Below are 17,812 nucleotides of genomic sequence, written 5' to 3'. Positions count from 1 at the left end.
GAACCACAGGCCCCACCACGAAACCTCCAGCCTCAGTAACACTGTTCGGCTCTGCCCCTGCCGGCCAGGCAGTCCGCTTTCTTTGCCTACTTTCTTTTCGGAAAAAAGAAAGTAGGTCGCTCCGGGGGAGCGAAAGCCTTTGACTTTGACTTTGAAGCTGACGTTGACGTTAAGACCTTGACTTTGATGTCAAAACCTATCGACCTCAAAACACCACCCCCCGCCAAAACCATAAAAAATCAAATAACACAAACTCAACGCGCCTCAACAAACCCCAATACAGTCTCCAACATCACCCGCAACGCGGGCTGGATCCGCGTAGCCAGYGCCTCCTCATAAGCAAACGGATAAACCTCACTCATATACGCCGACTGCGTCAGCTCCAGCTGCACGGCATGCACGCCTTGCGCGGGCGCGCCGTACTGGCGGGTGATATAGCCGCCCTTGTAGCGCCCGTTCAGCACCGCGGTGTGGCCCGGCACGGCGCTGGCGATGTCCAGCAACTGGCTGGCGAGCTCCAGGTCGCAGCTCGCGCCGTCGGCGGTGCCGAGATTGAAGTCCGGCAGCTTGCCCTCGAAGAAACGCGGCAGCACCGAGCGGATCGAATGCGCGTCCCACAGCGCGATGGTGCCGTGCTCGGCCTGCAGGCGGGCGAGTTCCGCGCGAATGGCGGCGTGGTACGGTTGCCAGACAGCTTCGCGGCGCGCGGCGATCTCGTCGTCGGTGGGCAGGCTGCCGTCGGCGTAGACCGGGGTCTTGTCGAAGGTATCGACCGGGCACAGGCCGGTGGTGTCCTGGCCGGGATAGAGGTTGGCGTTGTCGGGCGGGCGGTTCAGGTCCACCACGTAGCGCGAGTGCGTGGCCACCAGGATGGAGGCGCCGAGTTCGCGCGCGAAATCGTAGAGACGCTCGAGGTGCCAGTCGGTATCGGGCACGGTGCGCGCCTCGGCCGTGAGGCGGCCGGACACGGAGGCAGGCAGATGGGTGCCGACATGCGGCATCGACACCAGCAGCGGGCGGGTGCCGCGATGGAGCATGAAGGCGGGGGTATCGGTCGAGAAGGACATATCGTATTGTTTGCTGCTTGATGTTGCCGTTGGGTCCGATCCTGTGCCGCCCGCTTGCGCGCCAGAAGCTTGTAGCGTCAAGCATCGGCACGCGAGGCGGCGCCGGGATTCAGTCGGTCAGCAGGCTGGCACGGGCAGCGGCGAAACGCTCGCCTGACTGCGCCTGCAGGGGGTGAGCGCCATGCTGCACCCGGATGCGGCCGGCGGTGCGGACTTCCGCTAGTGTCTCATGCCCGTGGCTGGCGAACACATGGACCGCCAGCGCCTGGCTGCCGGCGAGGCCGGCCAGGGCCGGATGCGCGCCGTCGAGCACGGCGAAGTCCGCCTGCTGCCCGACCGCCAGCGCGCCGATGGCACGGCCAGAAGCGCGCGCGCCGCCGGCCGCGGCGTCGAGGTAGAGACGGTCCGCCACCTGGCGGTGCGTCTCGGATGCCAGCACATTGCGGCGCTGCAGGCCGAGGCGCTGGCCGTACTCGAACAGCCGCAGTTCTTCCGCCACGCTGACGCTGGCGTGGCTGTCCGAGCCGATGCCCCACACGCCGCCCTGCGCCAGGTAGGGCGCGGCCTCGAACACGCCGTCGCCGAGATTGGCCTCGGTGGTGGGGCAGATGCCGGCCACCGCGCCGCTGTGCGCCAGGCGCCGCCGTTCGTCCCAGTCCATGTGGGTGGCGTGCACCAGGCACCAGCGCGCGTCGACCTCGGCATGGTCGAGCAGCCAGGCCACCGGGCGCGTGCCGGTGAGCGTGATGCATTCGTCCACCTCGCGCTGCTGCTCGGCGATATGGATATGCACCGGGGCGTGCGCGTCCATCGCGTGCAGGCCGGCCACGGCTTCGGCCAGGCTTTGCGGCGGCACCGCGCGCAGCGAGTGCGGGGCCAGCCCCAGGCGCGCCTGTCCGTGGCAATGCGGAGCCAGCCGTGCAAGCAGGTCGAGCATGGCGCCGGTCTCGTGCAGGAAGCGGCGCTGTTCGGCCAGCGCGGGCTTGCCGCCGAAGCCGGCGCTCTGGTACAGCACCGGCAGCAGCGTGATGCCGATGCCGGCATTGTGTGCCGCGCGCAGCAGGCGCAGCGACATCTCGGCGGGATCGGCGTAGGGCTTGCCGTCCTCGGCGTGATGCACGTAGTGGAACTCGCACACGCTGGTGTAGCCGGCGCGCAGCATCTCGATATAGAGCTGCGTGGCGATGGCTTCCAGCGTGTCGGGCGAGAGCCGCAGCGCGAACTGGTACATCAGCCTGCGCCAGCTCCAGAAGGAGTCGCTCTCGCCGCTGTCGCCGGCCGCATCGCTGCGGTACTCGGTCAGGCCGGCGAAGCCGCGCTGGAAGGCGTGCGAATGCAGGTTGGGCATCCCGGGCAGCACCGGGCCGGCGGCGCGCGGCACGCCCGCCGCGGCAACGGCACCGGCCTGCACGGTGGTGAGGCGGCCGCTGTCATCCCATTGCAGCAGCACGTCGCGCGCCCAGCCCTGGGGCAGCAGCGCCTCGGCGGCAAACAACTGGCTGGCGCTCATGCCTGGGCTCCCTTGGCCGGATAGACGCGGCCTTGCCGCACCACCGCCGCGGCCGGATTGCGGCCGAACCAGTAAGCCAGCTCGGCGGGAGAGTCGACCTGCCACAGCACGAAATCGGCGGCGCGCCCGGCCGCCAGCAAGCCATGCCGGTCGGCCGCGCCCAGTGCGCGCGCGGCATGCCGCGTGACGCCCGCCAGCACTTCCGGCACGGTCATCCTGAACAGGGTGCACGCCATATTCATCATCAGCAGCAGCGAAGTGACCGGCGAGGTACCGGGATTGTGGTCGGTGGAGATCGCCATCGGCACGCCGTACTGGCGCAGCAGCGCAAGCGGCGGCAGCTTGGTGTCACGCAGGAAATAATAGGCGCYGGGCAGCAGGACCGCCACCGTGCCGGACTCGGCCATGGCGGCCACGCCCGCTTCGTCCAGATGTTCCAGATGATCGGCGGAAAGTGCCTGGTGGCGCGCGGCCAGCGCGCTGCCGCCGAGGTTGCTCAGTTGCTCGGCATGGAGCTTGACGCGCAGGCCGTGGCGCGCCGCGGCCTCGAACACGCGCCCGGTCTGCGCCAGGCTGAAGCCGACCGATTCGCAGAAGGCGTCCACGGCATCGACCAGCCCTTCCCCGGCCAGCGCCGGCATCATGGTGTCGCACACCAGCGCGATGTAGTCGTCGGCGCGGCCGGCGTATTCCGGCGGCAGCGCGTGTGCGCCGAGGAAGGTGGTGTGCACCGTGACGCCGAAGGCTTCGCCCAGGCGGCGCGCCACGCGCAGTTGCTTGCGCTCGGTGGCGAGGTCCAGGCCGTAGCCGGACTTGATCTCGAGCGCGGTCACGCCCTCGGCCAGCAGCGGCGCCAGGCGCCCGGCGGCGAGCGCGAACAGCGTGTCTTCGTCGGCGGCGCGGGTGGCGCGCACGGTGGAGACGATGCCGCCGCCGGCGCGCGCGATTTCTTCATAGCCGGCACCGGCCAGGCGCATGGCGAATTCGTCGGCGCGCTGCCCGCCGTAGACCAGGTGGGTATGGCAATCGACCAGGCCCGGCGTGATCCAGGCATTGCCGGCGTCGTGGCGCGGCAGGCTGGCGTAGTCTGCCGGCAGTTCGGCGAGTGGTCCCAGCCAGGCGATGAGGCCTTGCCGCACGACCAGCGCCGCGTCGCGGATGGCGTTGGCGGGATCGGCATCGGGCAGCAGGTGGCAGCGGTGCCAGACGCCGTCGGCCGAAGTGGCCTGCGCCGGATTCTGATTCATTGGGCTTTCTCCATTGCGAGGGTGACGCACAGGCAGCGCGCGGGGCCTTCCATGGCACGCAATTGCTGCGCGGCGGCCGCGCCGGTGGCAAACAGCAGGCCATCGCCGCAGGCGAGTTCCGCATCGCCAAGGCGCCATGTGCCCGCGATGACGAACAGCAGCACCGCATCCGTGCCGGGCGCGACGGTGAAATCGCCATGCTGCGCAACCACGCCGGCGCGGCACTGGCCGCGGCGCGTCATGACATTGAAATCGCGCGTGGCACCATCGATCAGCGTGGCCTGCACGCCGCGCTCGCCGGCGAAGGCGAACGGCACGCCGACCGCATCGAGGCGATGGTCGAAGCTGCCGTCATCGGCCAGCAGGCGCACGCCCGCGCCATCGAGCAGCACGATCTGGCGGTCGATGCCCGGGAAGGCCGAGAACGGGCCGTCGGCGGCGATGTCCGCCACGCTCACGCGCCACAGGAACGTATCCATGCCGGCGCCGGGCGGGAAGGCCGCGATCTCGCGCGTGACGCCGCCGCCGTTCTTCCACGGCCGCGGCGCCAGCGCGGCGAGCGAGAAGCGTTGCGCGCCGTTCATGCGCCCTTGGCCTTCGGCAGCATCGGCAGATCGAGGCCCTTCTCGTGCGCGCATTCGATGGCGCTTTCGTAGCCCGCATCCGCATGTCGCATCACGCCGGTGGCGGGATCGTTCCAGAGCACGCGCTCGATGCGTTTGGCAGCGGCATCGGTGCCGTCGCACACGATCACCACGCCCGCATGTTGCGAGAAACCCATGCCGACGCCGCCGCCGTGATGCAGGCTGACCCAGGTGGCGCCGCCCGCGGTGTTGAGCAACGCATTGAGCAGCGGCCAGTCGGAAACCGCGTCGGAGCCGTCGCGCATGGCTTCGGTCTCGCGGTTGGGGCTGGCGACCGAGCCGGTATCCAGGTGGTCGCGGCCGATCACGATGGGCGCCTTCAGCTCGCCGTTCCTGACCATCTCGTTGAAGGCCAGGCCGGCGCGGTGGCGCTCGTCCAGCCCCACCCAGCAGATGCGCGCAGGCAGGCCCTGGAAGGCGATGCGGTCGCGCGCCATGTCGAGCCAGCGGTGCAGGGACTTGTCCTCGGGGAACAGCTCCTTCATCTTGGCGTCGGTCTTGTAGATGTCCTCGGGGTCGCCGGACAGCGCCACCCAGCGGAACGGACCCTTGCCGCGGCAGAACAGCGGGCGGATATAGGCCGGCACGAAACCGGGGAAGTCGAAGGCGTTCTGCACGCCTTCATCGAATGCCACCTGGCGGATATTGTTGCCGTAGTCCAGCGTGGGCACGCCCATCTGCTGGAATGCCAGCATGGCGTTCACGTGCTTGACGATGGAGGCCCTGGCGGCGGCCTCGACGGATTTCGGCTCGGCCGTGCGCGCGGCTTCCCATTGCGGCACGCTCCAGCCTTCGGGCAGGTAGCCGTTGACGAGGTCGTGCGCGGAGGTCTGGTCGGTGACGATGTCGGGGCGCATGCCGCCGGCCTGCGCGCGCCGGACCAGTTCCGGCAGGATCTCGGCGGCGTTGCCGAGCAGGCCGACCGAGATGGCCTCCTTGTTGCGCGTGGCTTCACCGATCATGGCCAGCGCTTCGTCGATGCTGGTGGCTTTCTTGTCCACGTAGCGCGTGCGCAGGCGGAAGTCGATGCGCGACTCCTGGCATTCGATGGCCAGCACGCAGGCACCGGCCAGCACGCCGGCCAGCGTCTGTGCGCCGCCCATGCCGCCGAGGCCCGCGGTCAGGATCCACTTGCCGGCGAGGTCGCCGCCGTAGTGCTGGCGGCCGGCCTCGACGAAKGTTTCATAGGTGCCTTGCACGATGCCCTGCGTGCCGATGTAGATCCACGAGCCGGCGGTCATCTGGCCGTACATCATCAGGCCGGCGCGGTCGAGCTCGTTGAACTTGTCCCAGGTGGCCCAGTGCGGCACCAGGTTGGAGTTGGCGATCAGCACGCGCGGCGCGTCGGCATGGGTGCGGAACACGCCGACCGGCTTGCCGGACTGCACCAGCAGCGACTCGTCCTCGCCCAGGCGGCGCAGGCTGTCGAGGATGGCGTCGAAGCATTCCCAGTTGCGTGCTGCCTTGCCGATGCCGCCATACACCACCAGGTCCTGCGGGCGCTCGGCCACGTCCGGGTCCAGGTTGTTCTGGACCATGCGGTAGGCGGCTTCGATCAGCCAGTTCTTGCAATGCAGCTGGGTGCCGTGCGGCGCGCGGATCTCGCGCGGGCCGCGCTGGGCCGCGGCCTGGGTGAATTGGTGTTCGTTGGCATTCATGTGAGGTCTCTCCTGCGTGTCTGGTTTCACCTGCGTGGTCCGGCCTCAGGCCGTGGCATACGACGGCAGCACGGCCCGCACCGCCGCCGGCCAGCCCGCGCCAGCGTCGCCCTGCCTGACCCACTGCTTCATCGCCTCGATGTCCGGCGCCAGGTAGCGGTCGCCTTCGACGAAGGCTACGCGCGCGCGGATGCGTGCCAGCTCGCTTTCGATCAGCGGCGAGGACTGCAGCGGGCGGTGGAATTCGATGCCCTGCGCGGCGGCCATGGCTTCGATGCCGACCACCACGGCGGTGTTCTCCGCCATCTCGCCCAGGCGGCGCGCGCCGTAGGTGGCCATCGACACATGGTCCTCCTGGTTGGCCGAGGTGGGCAAGCTGTCCACGCTGGACGGATGCGCCAGCGCCTTGTTCTCGGAGGCCAGCGCGGCGGCCGTGACCTGCGCGATCATGAAGCCGGAGTTGAGGCCGCCGTCGCGCACCAGGAACGGCGGCAGGCCGGACAGGCCGGTGTCCAGCAGCAACGCCAGGCGGCGCTCGGAGATGGCGCCGATCTCCGCGATCGCCAGCGCGATGATGTCGGCGGCGAAGGCCACCGGCTCGGCGTGGAAGTTGCCGCCGGAGATCACGTCGCCCTGTTCGGGGAACACCAGCGGGTTGTCCGAGGCAGCGTTGGCCTCGATGCCGAGCACGCGCGCGGCGTGCTGCAGGTTGTCCAGGCAGGCGCCCATCACCTGCGGCTGGCAGCGGATCGAGTACGGGTCCTGCACGCGGCCGCAGGTCTGGTGCGAATCGACGATCTTGCTGCCGTCGAGCAGCGCGCGCACCGCGCCGGCCACGGCGATCTGGCCAGGCTGGCCGCGCGCGGCGTGGATGCGCGCGTCGAACGGCTTGACCGAACCCTTGATGGCTTCGAGCGACAGCGCGCCCGCCACCAGCCCGGCGGCCAGCAGGTCCTCGGCGGCGAACAGGCCGGCCAGCGCCAGCGCGGTGGAAACCTGGGTGCCGTTGAGCAGCGCCAGCCCTTCCTTGGGGCCCAGCGTGAACGGCGCCAGCCCGGCGTGGGCCAGCCCTTCTGCGGCGGGGCGGCGCTGGCCATCGATCATCACCTCGCCCACGCCGATCAGCGTGCACGACATATGCGCCAGCGGCGCCAGGTCGCCCGAGGCGCCGACCGAGCCCTTGGCGGGGATGCACGGCGTGACGCCGTGGTTGGCCAGCGCCAGCAGCGCTTCGATGATCTCGGGGCGGATGCCCGAATGGCCGCGCGCCAGGCTCACGGCCTTGGTCGCCAGCACCAGGCGCACGGTGTCGGGCGCGAGATCAGCGCCGGTGCCCACGCTGTGCGACAGCACCAGGTTGCGCTGCAGCTCGGCCAGCTTGTCGTGCGGGATGCGCGTCTGCGCCAGCTTGCCGAAGGTGCTGGTGTCTGTCATTTGTATATCCCTGTCTATACAGCCGGGTTCGGAATTGGGTTGTCCGGGTGGCTTTGCGAAAAAATTCGGCGCTCGGCGGGTTAGCCGAAGGCCGGGTTGCCATCGGCGCGGAAGCGGCTGCCGAGGCGGTATCGGCTGCCTGGATGCAGGCAGCGCACAAAGGTGACGGGGGTGCCGCCGGTCCAGGTGCGGCGGGTCAGCAGCAGGCACGGCTGGTTGCCGGGCATTTCCAGCTGCGCGGCCTGCTCGGGCGTGGCGGCGATGGCGTCCACCACATGTTCGATCTGGTCGTAGGGCACGTGGCGCAGCAGGTATTCGCCGGGCTTCATGGCGCTGGCCGCGGCGAAATCCTGGTTGATGAAGTCCGGCGCCACGCGCGGATTCACATAGCGGTCTTCGAGCTGGATCGGCACGCCGTCCTCGCGGTGCACGCACACCGAGTGGAACACCGATTCGCCGGTGCGCAGGTCGAGCGCCGCGGCCACCTCGATGGATGCGGCAACACGCTCCACCACCATGACGTCGCAGGCGTAGTCATGGCCGCGCATGCGGATCTCGTCCTGCAGGTTGACCACGCTGAGCAGCGTGGACTGCGGCTTGTGCTCGGCCACGAACGTGCCCACGCCGGCCACGCGCACCACCCTGCCCTGCTCGGCCAGTTCGCGCAGCGCGCGGTTGACCGTCATGCGCGACACGCCGAAGCGGGTGACAAGCTCCTGCTCGGACGGCACGCGGTCGCCCGGCTGCCACGCGCGGCTCTGGATCTGGCGCGCGATGTACTCCTTGACCTGCTGGTACAGGGCAGCGGGAGCGGCGTCGGGGACGCCCCGGCGGGCGGCGGTGGCGGGTTTCATGGATTCAGTGCTCGGCCGCGGCCATGGCTTCGGCGCGGATTTCCTCGGTCAGCAGCGCCTTGAGTTCGGAGAACGCCGGCGAGGTCTTGATGGTGTAGTGGCGCGGGTGCGGGAAATCCACATCGATGGTGCGCTTGATGCGGCCTGGCCGCGCCGAGAACACCGCCACGCGGTTGGCCATGAAGATGGCCTCGTCGATATCGTGGGTGACGAACAGCACGGTCTTGCGCGACGCCTCCCAGATGCCCAGCAGCAGTTCCTGCATCAGCACGCGGGTCTGGTTGTCGAGCGCGCCGAASGGCTCGTCGAGCAGSAGGATCTTSGGGTCGTTGGCSAGCGCSCGSGCGATCGCSGTGCGCTGCTGCATGCCGCCMGARAGCTGCTTSGGGAAATGGTGCTCGAAGCCGCGCAGGCCCACGCGCTGGATGAAGAAGTCGCTGCGCTCGCGCTGCTCGGCCTCGCTCATGCCGCGCTCGCGCAGGCCGAAGCGCACGTTCTGTTCGATGGTCAGCCACGGGAACAGCGTGTACGACTGGAACACCATGCCGCGCTCCGCGCCGGGGCCGGTGACCGGCTGGCCGTCGAGCAGCACGCGCCCGGTGGTAGGCACGTCGAGCCCGGCCACGATGCGCAGCAGCGTGGACTTGCCGCAGCCCGAGGGGCCGAGGATGGTGACGAAGTCGTTGTCCGCCACCTCGAAGTCGGTGGGCTGCAGCGCCACGGTCTGGCCGCCGCGCGGATTGACGAAGGTACGCGAGACCTGCTGGATCGACAGCGCGCTCATTTGATCGAACTCCACGGGAACAGGCGCTGGTTGGCCAGCTTGAATGCCAGGTCGGAGACCAGGCCGATGCAGCCGATCACGATGATGCCGAAGATGATCTGCCCGGTGTTGAGCAGCGCCTGGCTGTCGGTGATCATGTGGCCGATGCCGGAGGACGAGCCGATCAGCTCGGCCACGATCACGTAGGTCCAGGCCCAGCCCAGCACCAGGCGCAGGATCTCGGCGATCTCCGGCGCGGCGCCCGGAATCAGCACGCGCCGCACGATGCCGCGGCTGGTGGCGCCCAGCGTGTAGGCCGCCTCCACCRGGTCGCGGCGCGCGCCGCCCACGGTCACCGCCACCATCAGCACGATCTGGAAGAACGAACCGATGAAGATCACCAGCACCTTCTGCGCCTCGCCGATGCCGGCCCACAGGATCAGCAGCGGGATGAAGGCCGAGGCTGGCAGGTAGCGGCAGAACGAGACGAAGGGCTCGAAGAACGCTTCCGCCGCCTTGTACGCGCCCATGAAGATGCCCAGCGGCACGGCCAGCGCGGCGGCCAGCACGAAGCCGCCCAGCACGCGCCACACGGTCATGCCGATGTCGCCGATGAAGTTGTACTCGGCGAACAGCAGCACGCCTTCGCGCGCCATGGTCATGGGATCGGCCAGGAAGGTGCGCGGCACCATGCCGCCCAGGGTCACCGCCGCCCACACGCCGAAGAACAGCACGAAGAACAGCAGCCCCAGCGTCCAGCGCGCGCGCTGGGAGACCGGCGCCAGCGGCGCCAGCCAGGGGTGGCGGCGCGCCGGCGCGGCCGGCGGCGCCGTCATGGACGGCTTGGCCGCCGGGGAGCCGGCGGGAGCGGGGGAAGAACCGAGATGAGCCTGCGACATGGCACCGCCTTCCTTACTTGATGAAGCGCGCGTCGTACAGCGCCGTGACGTCGGGCACCTGGCGGATCACGCCGATGTCCAGCAGCACCTGCGCGGCTTCCTTGCTGAAGCTGGCCAGCTCGCCGCCGAAGAACTTGCGGTTGGCGTCGCGGTCCTGCCAGCGCAGGTAGGCCGACGACTTGGCGAACTGCTCGCCGCTTTGCTTGACGGCCGCGCCCATGATGTCGTTGGCCTTGGCCGGCTCGGTCTTGATCATGTCGAGCGCCTCGAAGTAGCTGTCGACCAGCGCCTGCGCGGCGCGGGGATTGTCCTTGAGCCACTTGGGCGCGCAGCCCAGGGTGTCCATCACCATCGGGTAGTCGAGCGTGGTGGCGAGGATCTTGCCCTTGTCCGGGTTCTGGCGGACGCTGGAGAGATACGGCTCATAGGTCATGGCCGCATCGTTCTGGCCGGAAACGAAGGCCTGCGCGGCCGCCTGCGGCGACAGCGTGGTGGTCTTGACGTCCTTCAGGCTCATGCCGTTCTTCTTGAGCATCCAGGCCAGGCCGAAGTACGGGGCGGTACCCGGCGCATCGACGCCCACGGTCTTGCCCTTGAGATCGGCGAAGCCCTTGACGTCGGCGCGCACGGCAAGGCCGTCGGCGCCGTAGGACTTGTCGAGCTGGACGATCTGGGTGATGGGCACGCCGTTGGCGTTCCAGGCCACGTGGGTTTCCACCGTGGTGGCCGCGCACTGGATGGCGCCGGAGGCCAGCGCGAGGTGGCGGTCCTTCTGCGGGATCATCTTGATGTCGACGTCCACGCCGTGCTTCTTGAAGATGCCGGCCTTGTCGGCCAGCGTCAGCGGCGCGAAGCCGGTCCAGCCACTCATGCCCAGCGTGACTTGCGTGGCTTGCGCCTGCGCGGTGCCGGCGGCACCCAGCATGGCAACGGCGGCGAACGCGGCTAGCGAGAAACCGCTACGGATACGAAATCCCATCTTCCTGGCTCCTTTGGTGTGATGCGAACGAGGGCCGCGCCAGCCTTGGCAGCAGCCGCATCGCCCGGCTCGGGGCGGCGCCGTACCTGCGGCGCCGGTCATTTGCCAGGCAATTTAGCAACCCTGTATATACAAGTCAATGCAGTAGTTAACCCGAGGGCGGGCACCGCACTGGCTTAACCGGCACTTGGCTGCCAGGGCGCGCCGGCCATGCCATCGTGCCGCACCGGCCGCTCCCCGCCATGCGTCAACGCAGGGCGGCTTCCAGCGCGGGAAACGCCGCGCGCACCACGCCGGTGCCCCGCATCACGCATTTGCCGCGTACTGTCTATACAGGATCGAATGGGGCGTGCTGAACGCAAATGCCGTGCCACCGCGGGCGAACGCGGCGGGCAGCAGGCATCACAGGAAAGTGGCCGGGGGGAGCCTCGGGGGGCGTCAGGCGTCGAAGAAGGACGCCACCGTGGGATAGCGCAGGCGCAGGCGCAGTTCGCGCTTGAGGCGAAGGTTGTCGAGCCGGCGCGACTCGCTCATGAAGCTGAGCAAGGCGGGCTCCACCACGTCGCGCAGTTGCGCGCGATTCAGCCGCGGGGGACGCGGCAGGCCACGGCGGTCCGCGACCAGGTCGAAGTAGTCTGCCATGCGCATCTCGGAGTCGTCGCTGGCGTGCACCACGCGCTGGGCGCGGCCCCGAAACAGCGCGGCCACCATGGTGCGGGCCAGGTCCAGTGCGTGGATGTGGTTGGTATAGACGTCGTCCTGCGGCGCCAGCGCCGGCGTGCCCTTGGCCAGCCGGGCCAGCGGCAGGCGGTTTTCGGCATAGATGCCGGGAATGCGCACGATCGACGCGCGCCAGCCGGCGTCGCGGCCGAATTCGCGCACGATACGCTCGGCCGCCACGCGGCGCCGCGCGCGCGCCGTCTGCGGGCGCACCGGGTGGGATTCCTTGAGCCGCGCGCCGGCGCGGTCGCCGTACACGCCGGAGGTGCTCGCATAGACGAAGGCAGGACGCGCAGCCCGTTTACCGCGGCCGCCGCCGGCCCCCCTGCCGCCCCGCTCGGGTAGAATGGCGGGCTTGGCAGACCAGCCGCCGGCACGCGCCGGCGAGCGCCGCCAGGCGCCCCGCCGCAATACGCGCAACAGCGCCGCGGTGCGGGGGTCGCCCTCGCCGCTGGCCGGCGGCGGCGCCAGGTGCAGTACGCGACCGGCCAGCCCGGCAAGGCGCGCCAGCGTGGCGGGCCGGTCCAGGTCGGCCAGCAGCGGCACGGCGCCGTTGTCGCGCAGCTCACGGCTGCGCGATGGCTGCGAAGTGGTGGCAAAGACGCGCCAGCGCGTCGAAAGAATACGAAGGCAGCGCGTGCCCACGTCCCCGCAGCCTACGATCAGCAGGCGCGGCCGGCCCAGGCGGCGTCGCGACAGATTTTTGCTCATACAGTGATTATGGCTTACCAAGTTACCGTCATGCCCAGCGGGCGCCAGTTCGAAGCAGCCGCTGATGAAACCATCCTCGCGGCGGCCCTGCGCCACAGCATCGGCCTGCCCTACGGCTGCAAGAACGGCGCATGCGGCTCCTGCAAGGGCCGCGTCACCGCCGGCAGCGTTGTCCAGGGCGATCATGCCGCTTCCGCGCTGTCGGCGCAGGAAGAGACGGAGGGCCGTGCGCTGTTCTGCTGCGCCACGGCCAGCTCGGACATCACCATCGAATGCCGCRAGGTGCAGGGCGCGGGCGACATCCCCATCAAGAAGGTGCCGTGCCGCGTGGCGAGCCTGGAGCGCGTGGCCGACGACGTCATTATCGCCCGCCTGCAGCTGCCCGCCACCGAGCGCATGCAGTACCTGGCCGGCCAGTACGTGGAGTTCCTGCTGCGCGACGGCAAGCGCCGCAGCTATTCGATCGCCACGCCGCCGCACCAGGAGGGTCCGATCGAGCTGCACTTCCGCCATATGCCCGGCGGCACGTTCACCGACTACGTGTTCGGCGCCAGGGAAGGCCAGCCGGTCATGAAGGAGCGCGACATCCTGCGCTTCGAAGGCCCGCTCGGCAGCTTCTTCCTGCGCGAAGACTCCGAAAAGCCCATCATCCTGCTGGCTTCGGGCACGGGCTTCGCGCCGATCAAGGCGATCGTCGAGCACGTCGCCTACACCGGCATCACGCGGCCGATGACGCTGTACTGGGGCGGCCGCCGCCCGGCCGACCTGTACATGAACGCGCTGTGCGAACAGTGGGCGCGCGATCTGCCCAACTTCCGCTACGTGCCCGTGATCTCGAACGCGCAGCCCGCCGACGACTGGGACGGCCGCACCGGTTTTGTCCACGAGGCGGTGATGGAAGACCACCCCGACATGGCAGGCTTCGAGGTCTACGCCTGCGGCGCGCCGGTGATGGTCAATGCAGCGCGCAAGGACTTCTCCCTGCGCTGCGACCTGCACGAGGACGCCTTCTTCGCCGACTCGTTCACCTCGGAGGCCGACATGCACCCGGCCCCGGCGGCCTGAGCGCCACCGGACGCAGTCCCAGCGCGACAACAATGCCCGGCCCGTTGAAAATTCGTTTTGACAGCCGGGCGCATGCGCCTTATATTTGCCGCCATGAACTACGCTATGGTCCGACGCAGCTTCCGTACGATGCTCCCCACCGGGGTGCCGCGCGGCTGACCGTCCATCGCTTTTGTTCAGATCGACAAGCCACGGGCAACCCCCGTGGCTTTTTGTTTTTGCGCGCGTTCTTGCGCGTGCCGGTTCCCTCTCCTCTCCCCTGTTTCACGCCGACCCTTGGAGTCCGCCATGGCATTTGCTGAGTATCCCGTCCAATCCCTGATGTACATCACCAACCGGCCCGAACTGGTCTTCACCGAAGGCAAGGGCTCGTGGCTCACGGACCATAACGGCAAGCGATACCTGGACTTCGTGCAAGGCTGGGCGGTCAATTGCCTGGGACACTCAAACCAGGGCATGATCGATGCGCTGGTGGCGCAATCGCAAAAGCTGTTCAACCCGAGCCCGGCGTTCTACAACGAGCCCATGCTCAGGCTGGCCAGGCAGCTCACCGACAGCAGCTGCTTCGACAAGGTCTTCTTCACCAACAGCGGCGCCGAGGCCAACGAAGGCGCGATCAAGCTGGCACGCAAATGGGGCCGCAAGCACAAGGACGGCGCGTACGAGATCATCACCATGGACCACAGCTTCCATGGCCGCACGCTCGCCACCATGAGCGCGTCGGGCAAGGCCGGCTGGGACACCATCTTCGCCCCGCAGGTGCCGGGCTTCCCCAAGGCGGACCTCAACGACCTGGCCTCGGTGGAGAAGCTGATCACCGACAAGACCGTGGGCATCATGCTCGAACCGGTGCAGGGCGAAGGCGGCGTGATCCCCGCCTCGCGCGAATTCATGCAGGGCCTGCGCAAGCTGGCCGACAAGCACAAGCTGCTGTTCATCGTCGATGAAGTGCAGACCGGCTGCGGGCGCTGCGGCCCGATGTTCGCGTACGTGCTGTCGGGCGTGGAGCCGGACATCATGACGCTGGGCAAGGGCATCGGCGGCGGCGTGCCGCTGGCGGCCCTGCTGTGCAAGGCCGAAGTGGCCAGCTTCGAGGCCGGCGACCAGGGCGGCACCTACAATGGCAACCCGGTGATGACCGCGGTCGGCAGCGCCGTGATGGCGCAGTTGAGCGCGCCCGGCTTCCTGCAGAGCGTGCAGGAGAAAGGCGCCTACTTGCGCGAGCAGTTGCTGGCGCTGTCGTCCGAGTTCGGCCTGGGCGGCGAACGCGGCGAAGGCCTGCTGCGCGCGCTGGTGCTGGACAAGGACATCGGCCCGCAGATCGTGGAAGAAGCGCGCGACATGCAGCCGCAAGGCCTGCTGCTGAATTCGCCGCGCCCCAACCTGCTGCGCTTCATGCCCGCGCTGAACGTCACCACCGAAGAGATCGACCAGATGATCGGCATGCTGCGCACGCTGCTCAAGAAGCTGGCCTGAGCCGCGGCTGCGTCGCCGCGCCGGCCGCGGCCGGCGCAGGCCGGCACAGAAAGAAAAAGCCCCGCAGTTCATCGCTGCGGGGCTTTTTCATGGCGCGGCGCGGACGATCACTCGCCCAGGTAAGCCGCCCTCACCTTCGGATCGTCCAGCATCTGCTTGGCGTCGCCGCTCATGGTGACCAGGCCGGACTCCATCACGTAGCCGCGATGCGCGGCCTGCAGCGCCAGGCGCGCGTTCTGCTCGACGAGCAGCACGGTCACGCCCTGCGCCGACACCGCGCGCACGACCTCGAAGATCTTCTCGACCATGATCGGCGAGAGGCCCATCGACGGCTCGTCCAGCAGCAGCAGCTTGGGCTGGCTCATCAGCGCGCGCGCCATCGCCAGCATCTGCTGCTCGCCGCCGGACATGGTGCCGGCGAGCTGGTTGGCGCGCTCCTTCAGGCGCGGGAAGATGCCGAACATGCGGTCGATGTCGGACTTGATGCCGCCCTCGTCGTCACGCGTGTACGCGCCCATCTGCAGGTTCTCGGTGATGGTCATGCGCGCGAACACGCCGCGGCCTTCCGGCACCATCGCCAGCCCCTGCTTGAGCAGCTTGTAGCTGGGCACGCCCTTGATGGACTTGCCCATGTACTCGACATCGCCGCCGGCCCAGCCCTGCAGGCCGGTGATGGCCTTCATGGTGGTGGTCTTGCCGGCGCCGTTGGCGCCGATCAGCGTGACGAGCTCGCCTTCGCGGATCTCGAGGTCGATGCCCTTGACGGCCTGGATGCCGCCGTAGGCCACCTTGAGGCCGGAAATCTTCAGTAGTGTGTCTTTCATCGTCTCGCCCTCAGTGCGCCGCCGTACCGAGGTAAGCCTCGATCACCGCTGGATTGCTCTGGACCTCTTGCGGCAGGCCCTGTGCGATCACCTTGCCGTAGTCGAGCACGGTCAGGCGGTTGCACAGGCCCATCACCAGCTTCACATCGTGCTCGATCAGCAGGATGGTCCTGCCATCCGAGCGGATCTTGTCGAGCAGCCCGCGCAGCTCCACCTTCTCGGTGGCGTTCATGCCGGCCGCCGGCTCGTCGAGCGCGAGCAGCTTGGGTTCGGTGGCGAGGGCGCGTGCGATCTCGAGGCGGCGCTGGTGGCCGTACGAGAGGTTGCGCGCGGTGAAGTTGGCGTACTTGCCGATGCCTACGTACTCGAGCAGGTCGTGCGCCATGTCCTCGATGCCCTCCTCCTCGCGCCGCACCTGCGGCGGACGGAAGATGGCGCCGAACAGGCCGGCCTTGGTGCGCACGTGGCGGCCCACCATGACGTTTTCCAGCGCGGTCATCTCGCCGAACAGGCGGATGTTCTGGAACGTGCGGGCAATGCCCGCCTTGGCCACCTCATGCACGGCGGTGGGCTGGTAGGGCTCGCCACCCAGCGTGAACTCGCCCGAGTCCGGCGTGTAGAGGCCGGTGATCACGTTGAAGAACGTGGTCTTGCCGGCGCCGTTGGGACCGATCAGTCCGTAGATCTCGCCCGGATTGATCTGCAGGCCCACTTCGCACAGGGCCTGAAGCCCGCCGAATCGCTTGTTGACCCCCTGTACCGACAGGAGGAAGTTTCCATTGCTCATCTCATCCTCCTGGTCAGAAACGGCCGACACTGCCCGGACGGCGAACCACCGGGCGGTCTTCCTTGCGCGGCGACGGCCACAGGCCGGCCGGGCGATACAGCATCACGCCCACCAGCGCCAGGCCGAACAGCAACTGGCGCAGCACTTCGGCGTCGACGATGGCGTGGCCGAAGATCAGGCGCTGTACCGGCTCGGCCACGACACGCAGCAGCTCCTGGAAGCCGACCAGCAGGATGCCGCCCAGGATCACGCCCGGGATATGGCCCATGCCGCCCAGCACCACGATGGCGAGGATGTAGATCGACTCCCACAGCACGAACGATTCCGGCGAGACGAAGCCCTGGAACGCGCCGAACACCGCGCCCGACGCGCCGCCGAACGACGCGCCCATGGCAAAGGCCAGCAGCTTGATGTTGCGGGTGTTGATGCYCATCGCCTTGGCGGCGATCTCGTCCTCGCGGATGGCCACGAAGGCGCGGCCGATGCGCGAGTTCTGCAAGCGCAGGCAGATGAACACGATGGCGATCACCAGCACCACCAGCAGGTAGTAGTACATGAACACCGGCGTGAACTTGAGCCCGAAGATCTCGTGCGACTTCGAGAAATCGAAGCCGAAGATATGGACCGGGTCCACCGCGGTGATCCCCTTCGGCCCGTTCGTGATGTTGATCGGGCGATCGAGGTTGTTCATGAAAATGCGGATGATCTCGCCGAAGCCCAGCGTCACGATGGCCAGGTAGTCACCGCGCAGCTTGAGCGTTGGTGCGCCGAGCAGCACGCCGAACGTGGCCGCCACCGCCACGGCGATCGGCAGGACGAACCACATCGACAGGTGCARCCCGTTCGGGAACAGSTKRTGGATCCATTCGAACTGGTTGGCSAGGTGCGGCGAGCCGAGCAGCGCCATCAGGTAGGCACCGACCGCATAGAAGGCGATGTAGCCGAGATCGAGCRGGCCGGCGAAGCCCACCACGATGTTCAGGCCCAGGGCCAGCATGATGTAGATCAGCGCGAAGTCGAGCACGCGCACCCAGTAGTTGCCGCCCAGCGTCTGCACGAGGAACGGCGCGCACAGGGCGATCACCAGGAAGGCAAGCAGCGCGGCCATGGTCTTGGCCGGCGTCTTGGTCAGCGGCGCGGGTTGCGCCGTGGATGGAATCGGGGCATTCATGGA

General features: G+C 68.5%; 16 protein-coding genes. 2 read left to right on the top strand and 14 right to left on the bottom strand.

All coding sequences use genetic code 11. The annotated features are described in order from the left end of the window. Window positions 1-254: 254 nt before the first annotated feature. From hutG to AC1DO7_RS29845, 11 genes are all read right to left on the bottom strand, one after another. Entirely contained in the window at window positions 255-1,067 is an 813-nt protein-coding gene (gene hutG, locus AC1DO7_RS29895) for an N-formylglutamate deformylase (protein ID WP_441618616.1), read from the bottom strand. Between the two features lie 109 nt (window positions 1,068-1,176). Beyond that, window positions 1,177-2,577: a formimidoylglutamate deiminase gene (locus AC1DO7_RS29890; RefSeq protein WP_441618615.1), complete on the bottom strand. Its 1,401-nt coding sequence runs from the start codon at window positions 2,575-2,577 to the stop codon at window positions 1,177-1,179. Continuing rightward, window positions 2,574-3,824, bottom strand: coding sequence for an imidazolonepropionase (gene hutI, locus AC1DO7_RS29885; RefSeq protein ID WP_477116899.1), 1,251 nt, complete (start codon window positions 3,822-3,824; stop codon window positions 2,574-2,576). The genes AC1DO7_RS29890 and hutI overlap by 4 nt, the downstream gene beginning before the upstream one ends. Continuing rightward, window positions 3,821-4,408 (bottom strand): HutD/Ves family protein, encoded by a 588-nt coding sequence (locus tag AC1DO7_RS29880; protein ID WP_441618611.1) that lies wholly within the window; start codon window positions 4,406-4,408, stop codon window positions 3,821-3,823. Before AC1DO7_RS29880 ends, hutI begins: the two co-directional genes overlap by 4 nt. After that, on the bottom strand, window positions 4,405-6,126 hold the full coding sequence (gene hutU, locus AC1DO7_RS29875) for a urocanate hydratase (protein WP_441643504.1): 1,722 nt from the start codon (window positions 6,124-6,126) through the stop codon (window positions 4,405-4,407). Before hutU ends, AC1DO7_RS29880 begins: the two co-directional genes overlap by 4 nt. A 45-nt stretch (window positions 6,127-6,171) precedes the next feature. After that, window positions 6,172-7,560: a histidine ammonia-lyase gene (gene hutH / locus AC1DO7_RS29870; protein WP_477116898.1), complete on the bottom strand. Its 1,389-nt coding sequence runs from the start codon at window positions 7,558-7,560 to the stop codon at window positions 6,172-6,174. A gap of 80 nt (window positions 7,561-7,640) precedes the next feature. Continuing rightward, complete coding sequence (gene hutC / locus AC1DO7_RS29865) at window positions 7,641-8,414, bottom strand: histidine utilization repressor (protein ID WP_441618605.1); 774 nt, start codon at window positions 8,412-8,414, stop codon at window positions 7,641-7,643. 4 nt (window positions 8,415-8,418) lie between these two features. Beyond that, entirely contained in the window at window positions 8,419-9,198 is a 780-nt protein-coding gene (locus AC1DO7_RS29860) for an ABC transporter ATP-binding protein (RefSeq protein ID WP_441618603.1), read from the bottom strand. Continuing rightward, a complete protein-coding gene (locus AC1DO7_RS29855) occupies window positions 9,195-10,076 on the bottom strand; it encodes an ABC transporter permease (RefSeq protein WP_477116897.1) in 882 nt (293 codons plus the stop codon). The genes AC1DO7_RS29860 and AC1DO7_RS29855 overlap by 4 nt, the downstream gene beginning before the upstream one ends. Window positions 10,077-10,089: 13 nt before the next feature. After that, a complete protein-coding gene (locus AC1DO7_RS29850; RefSeq protein ID WP_441618599.1) occupies window positions 10,090-11,055 on the bottom strand; it encodes an ABC transporter substrate-binding protein in 966 nt (321 codons plus the stop codon). Window positions 11,056-11,493: 438 nt separating this feature from the next. Further along, the gene (locus tag AC1DO7_RS29845; protein WP_441618597.1) at window positions 11,494-12,486 is read right to left on the bottom strand and encodes an NAD-dependent epimerase/dehydratase family protein; all 993 of its coding nucleotides are present in this window, start codon (window positions 12,484-12,486) and stop codon (window positions 11,494-11,496) included. Between the two features lie 9 nt (window positions 12,487-12,495). On the opposite strand from AC1DO7_RS29845, the gene AC1DO7_RS29840 reads away from it, so the two are divergent. Continuing rightward, window positions 12,496-13,551 (top strand): CDP-6-deoxy-delta-3,4-glucoseen reductase, encoded by a 1,056-nt coding sequence (locus AC1DO7_RS29840; protein WP_477116896.1) that lies wholly within the window; start codon window positions 12,496-12,498, stop codon window positions 13,549-13,551. Window positions 13,552-13,839: 288 nt separating this feature from the next. After that, the gene (locus tag AC1DO7_RS29835; protein ID WP_441618594.1) at window positions 13,840-15,027 is read left to right on the top strand and encodes an acetylornithine transaminase; all 1,188 of its coding nucleotides are present in this window, start codon (window positions 13,840-13,842) and stop codon (window positions 15,025-15,027) included. Between the two features lie 107 nt (window positions 15,028-15,134). Here the strand turns inward: AC1DO7_RS29835 and AC1DO7_RS29830 are convergent, their stop codons facing one another. From AC1DO7_RS29830 to AC1DO7_RS29820, 3 genes are read right to left on the bottom strand one after another with little or no spacing between them, the layout of a single operon-like run. Beyond that, entirely contained in the window at window positions 15,135-15,851 is a 717-nt protein-coding gene (locus AC1DO7_RS29830) for an ABC transporter ATP-binding protein (protein WP_441618592.1), read from the bottom strand. A gap of 10 nt (window positions 15,852-15,861) precedes the next feature. Continuing rightward, a complete protein-coding gene (locus AC1DO7_RS29825; protein WP_441618590.1) occupies window positions 15,862-16,638 on the bottom strand; it encodes an ABC transporter ATP-binding protein in 777 nt (258 codons plus the stop codon). 13 nt (window positions 16,639-16,651) lie between these two features. Next, complete coding sequence (locus AC1DO7_RS29820) at window positions 16,652-17,809, bottom strand: ABC transporter permease subunit (protein ID WP_477116895.1); 1,158 nt, start codon at window positions 17,807-17,809, stop codon at window positions 16,652-16,654. Window positions 17,810-17,812: the final 3 nt, after the last annotated feature.

Source organism: Cupriavidus sp. 05N40, from assembly GCF_056397305.1.
Note: the sequence above shows the minus strand (reverse complement) of the source record. Positions and strands in the feature narration are given on the sequence as shown.

Bases quoted from the DNA above. Each gene is read 5' to 3' on its own strand.
- AC1DO7_RS29825 (WP_441618590.1), bottom strand. From the start codon at position 16,638: ATGAGCAATGGAAACTTCCTCCTGTCGGTACAGGGGGTCAACAAGCGA.
- AC1DO7_RS29835 (WP_441618594.1), top strand. From the start codon at position 13,840: ATGGCATTTGCTGAGTATCCCGTCCAATCCCTGATGTACATCACCAAC.
- AC1DO7_RS29880 (WP_441618611.1), bottom strand. From the start codon at position 4,408: ATGAACGGCGCGCAACGCTTCTCGCTCGCCGCGCTGGCGCCGCGGCCG.
- AC1DO7_RS29845 (WP_441618597.1), bottom strand. From the start codon at position 12,486: ATGAGCAAAAATCTGTCGCGACGCCGCCTGGGCCGGCCGCGCCTGCTG.
- AC1DO7_RS29830 (WP_441618592.1), bottom strand. From the start codon at position 15,851: ATGAAAGACACACTACTGAAGATTTCCGGCCTCAAGGTGGCCTACGGC.
- hutC (WP_441618605.1), bottom strand. From the start codon at position 8,414: ATGAAACCCGCCACCGCCGCCCGCCGGGGCGTCCCCGACGCCGCTCCC.
- AC1DO7_RS29850 (WP_441618599.1), bottom strand. From the start codon at position 11,055: ATGGGATTTCGTATCCGTAGCGGTTTCTCGCTAGCCGCGTTCGCCGCC.
- hutH (WP_477116898.1), bottom strand. From the start codon at position 7,560: ATGACAGACACCAGCACCTTCGGCAAGCTGGCGCAGACGCGCATCCCG.
- AC1DO7_RS29890 (WP_441618615.1), bottom strand. From the start codon at position 2,577: ATGAGCGCCAGCCAGTTGTTTGCCGCCGAGGCGCTGCTGCCCCAGGGC.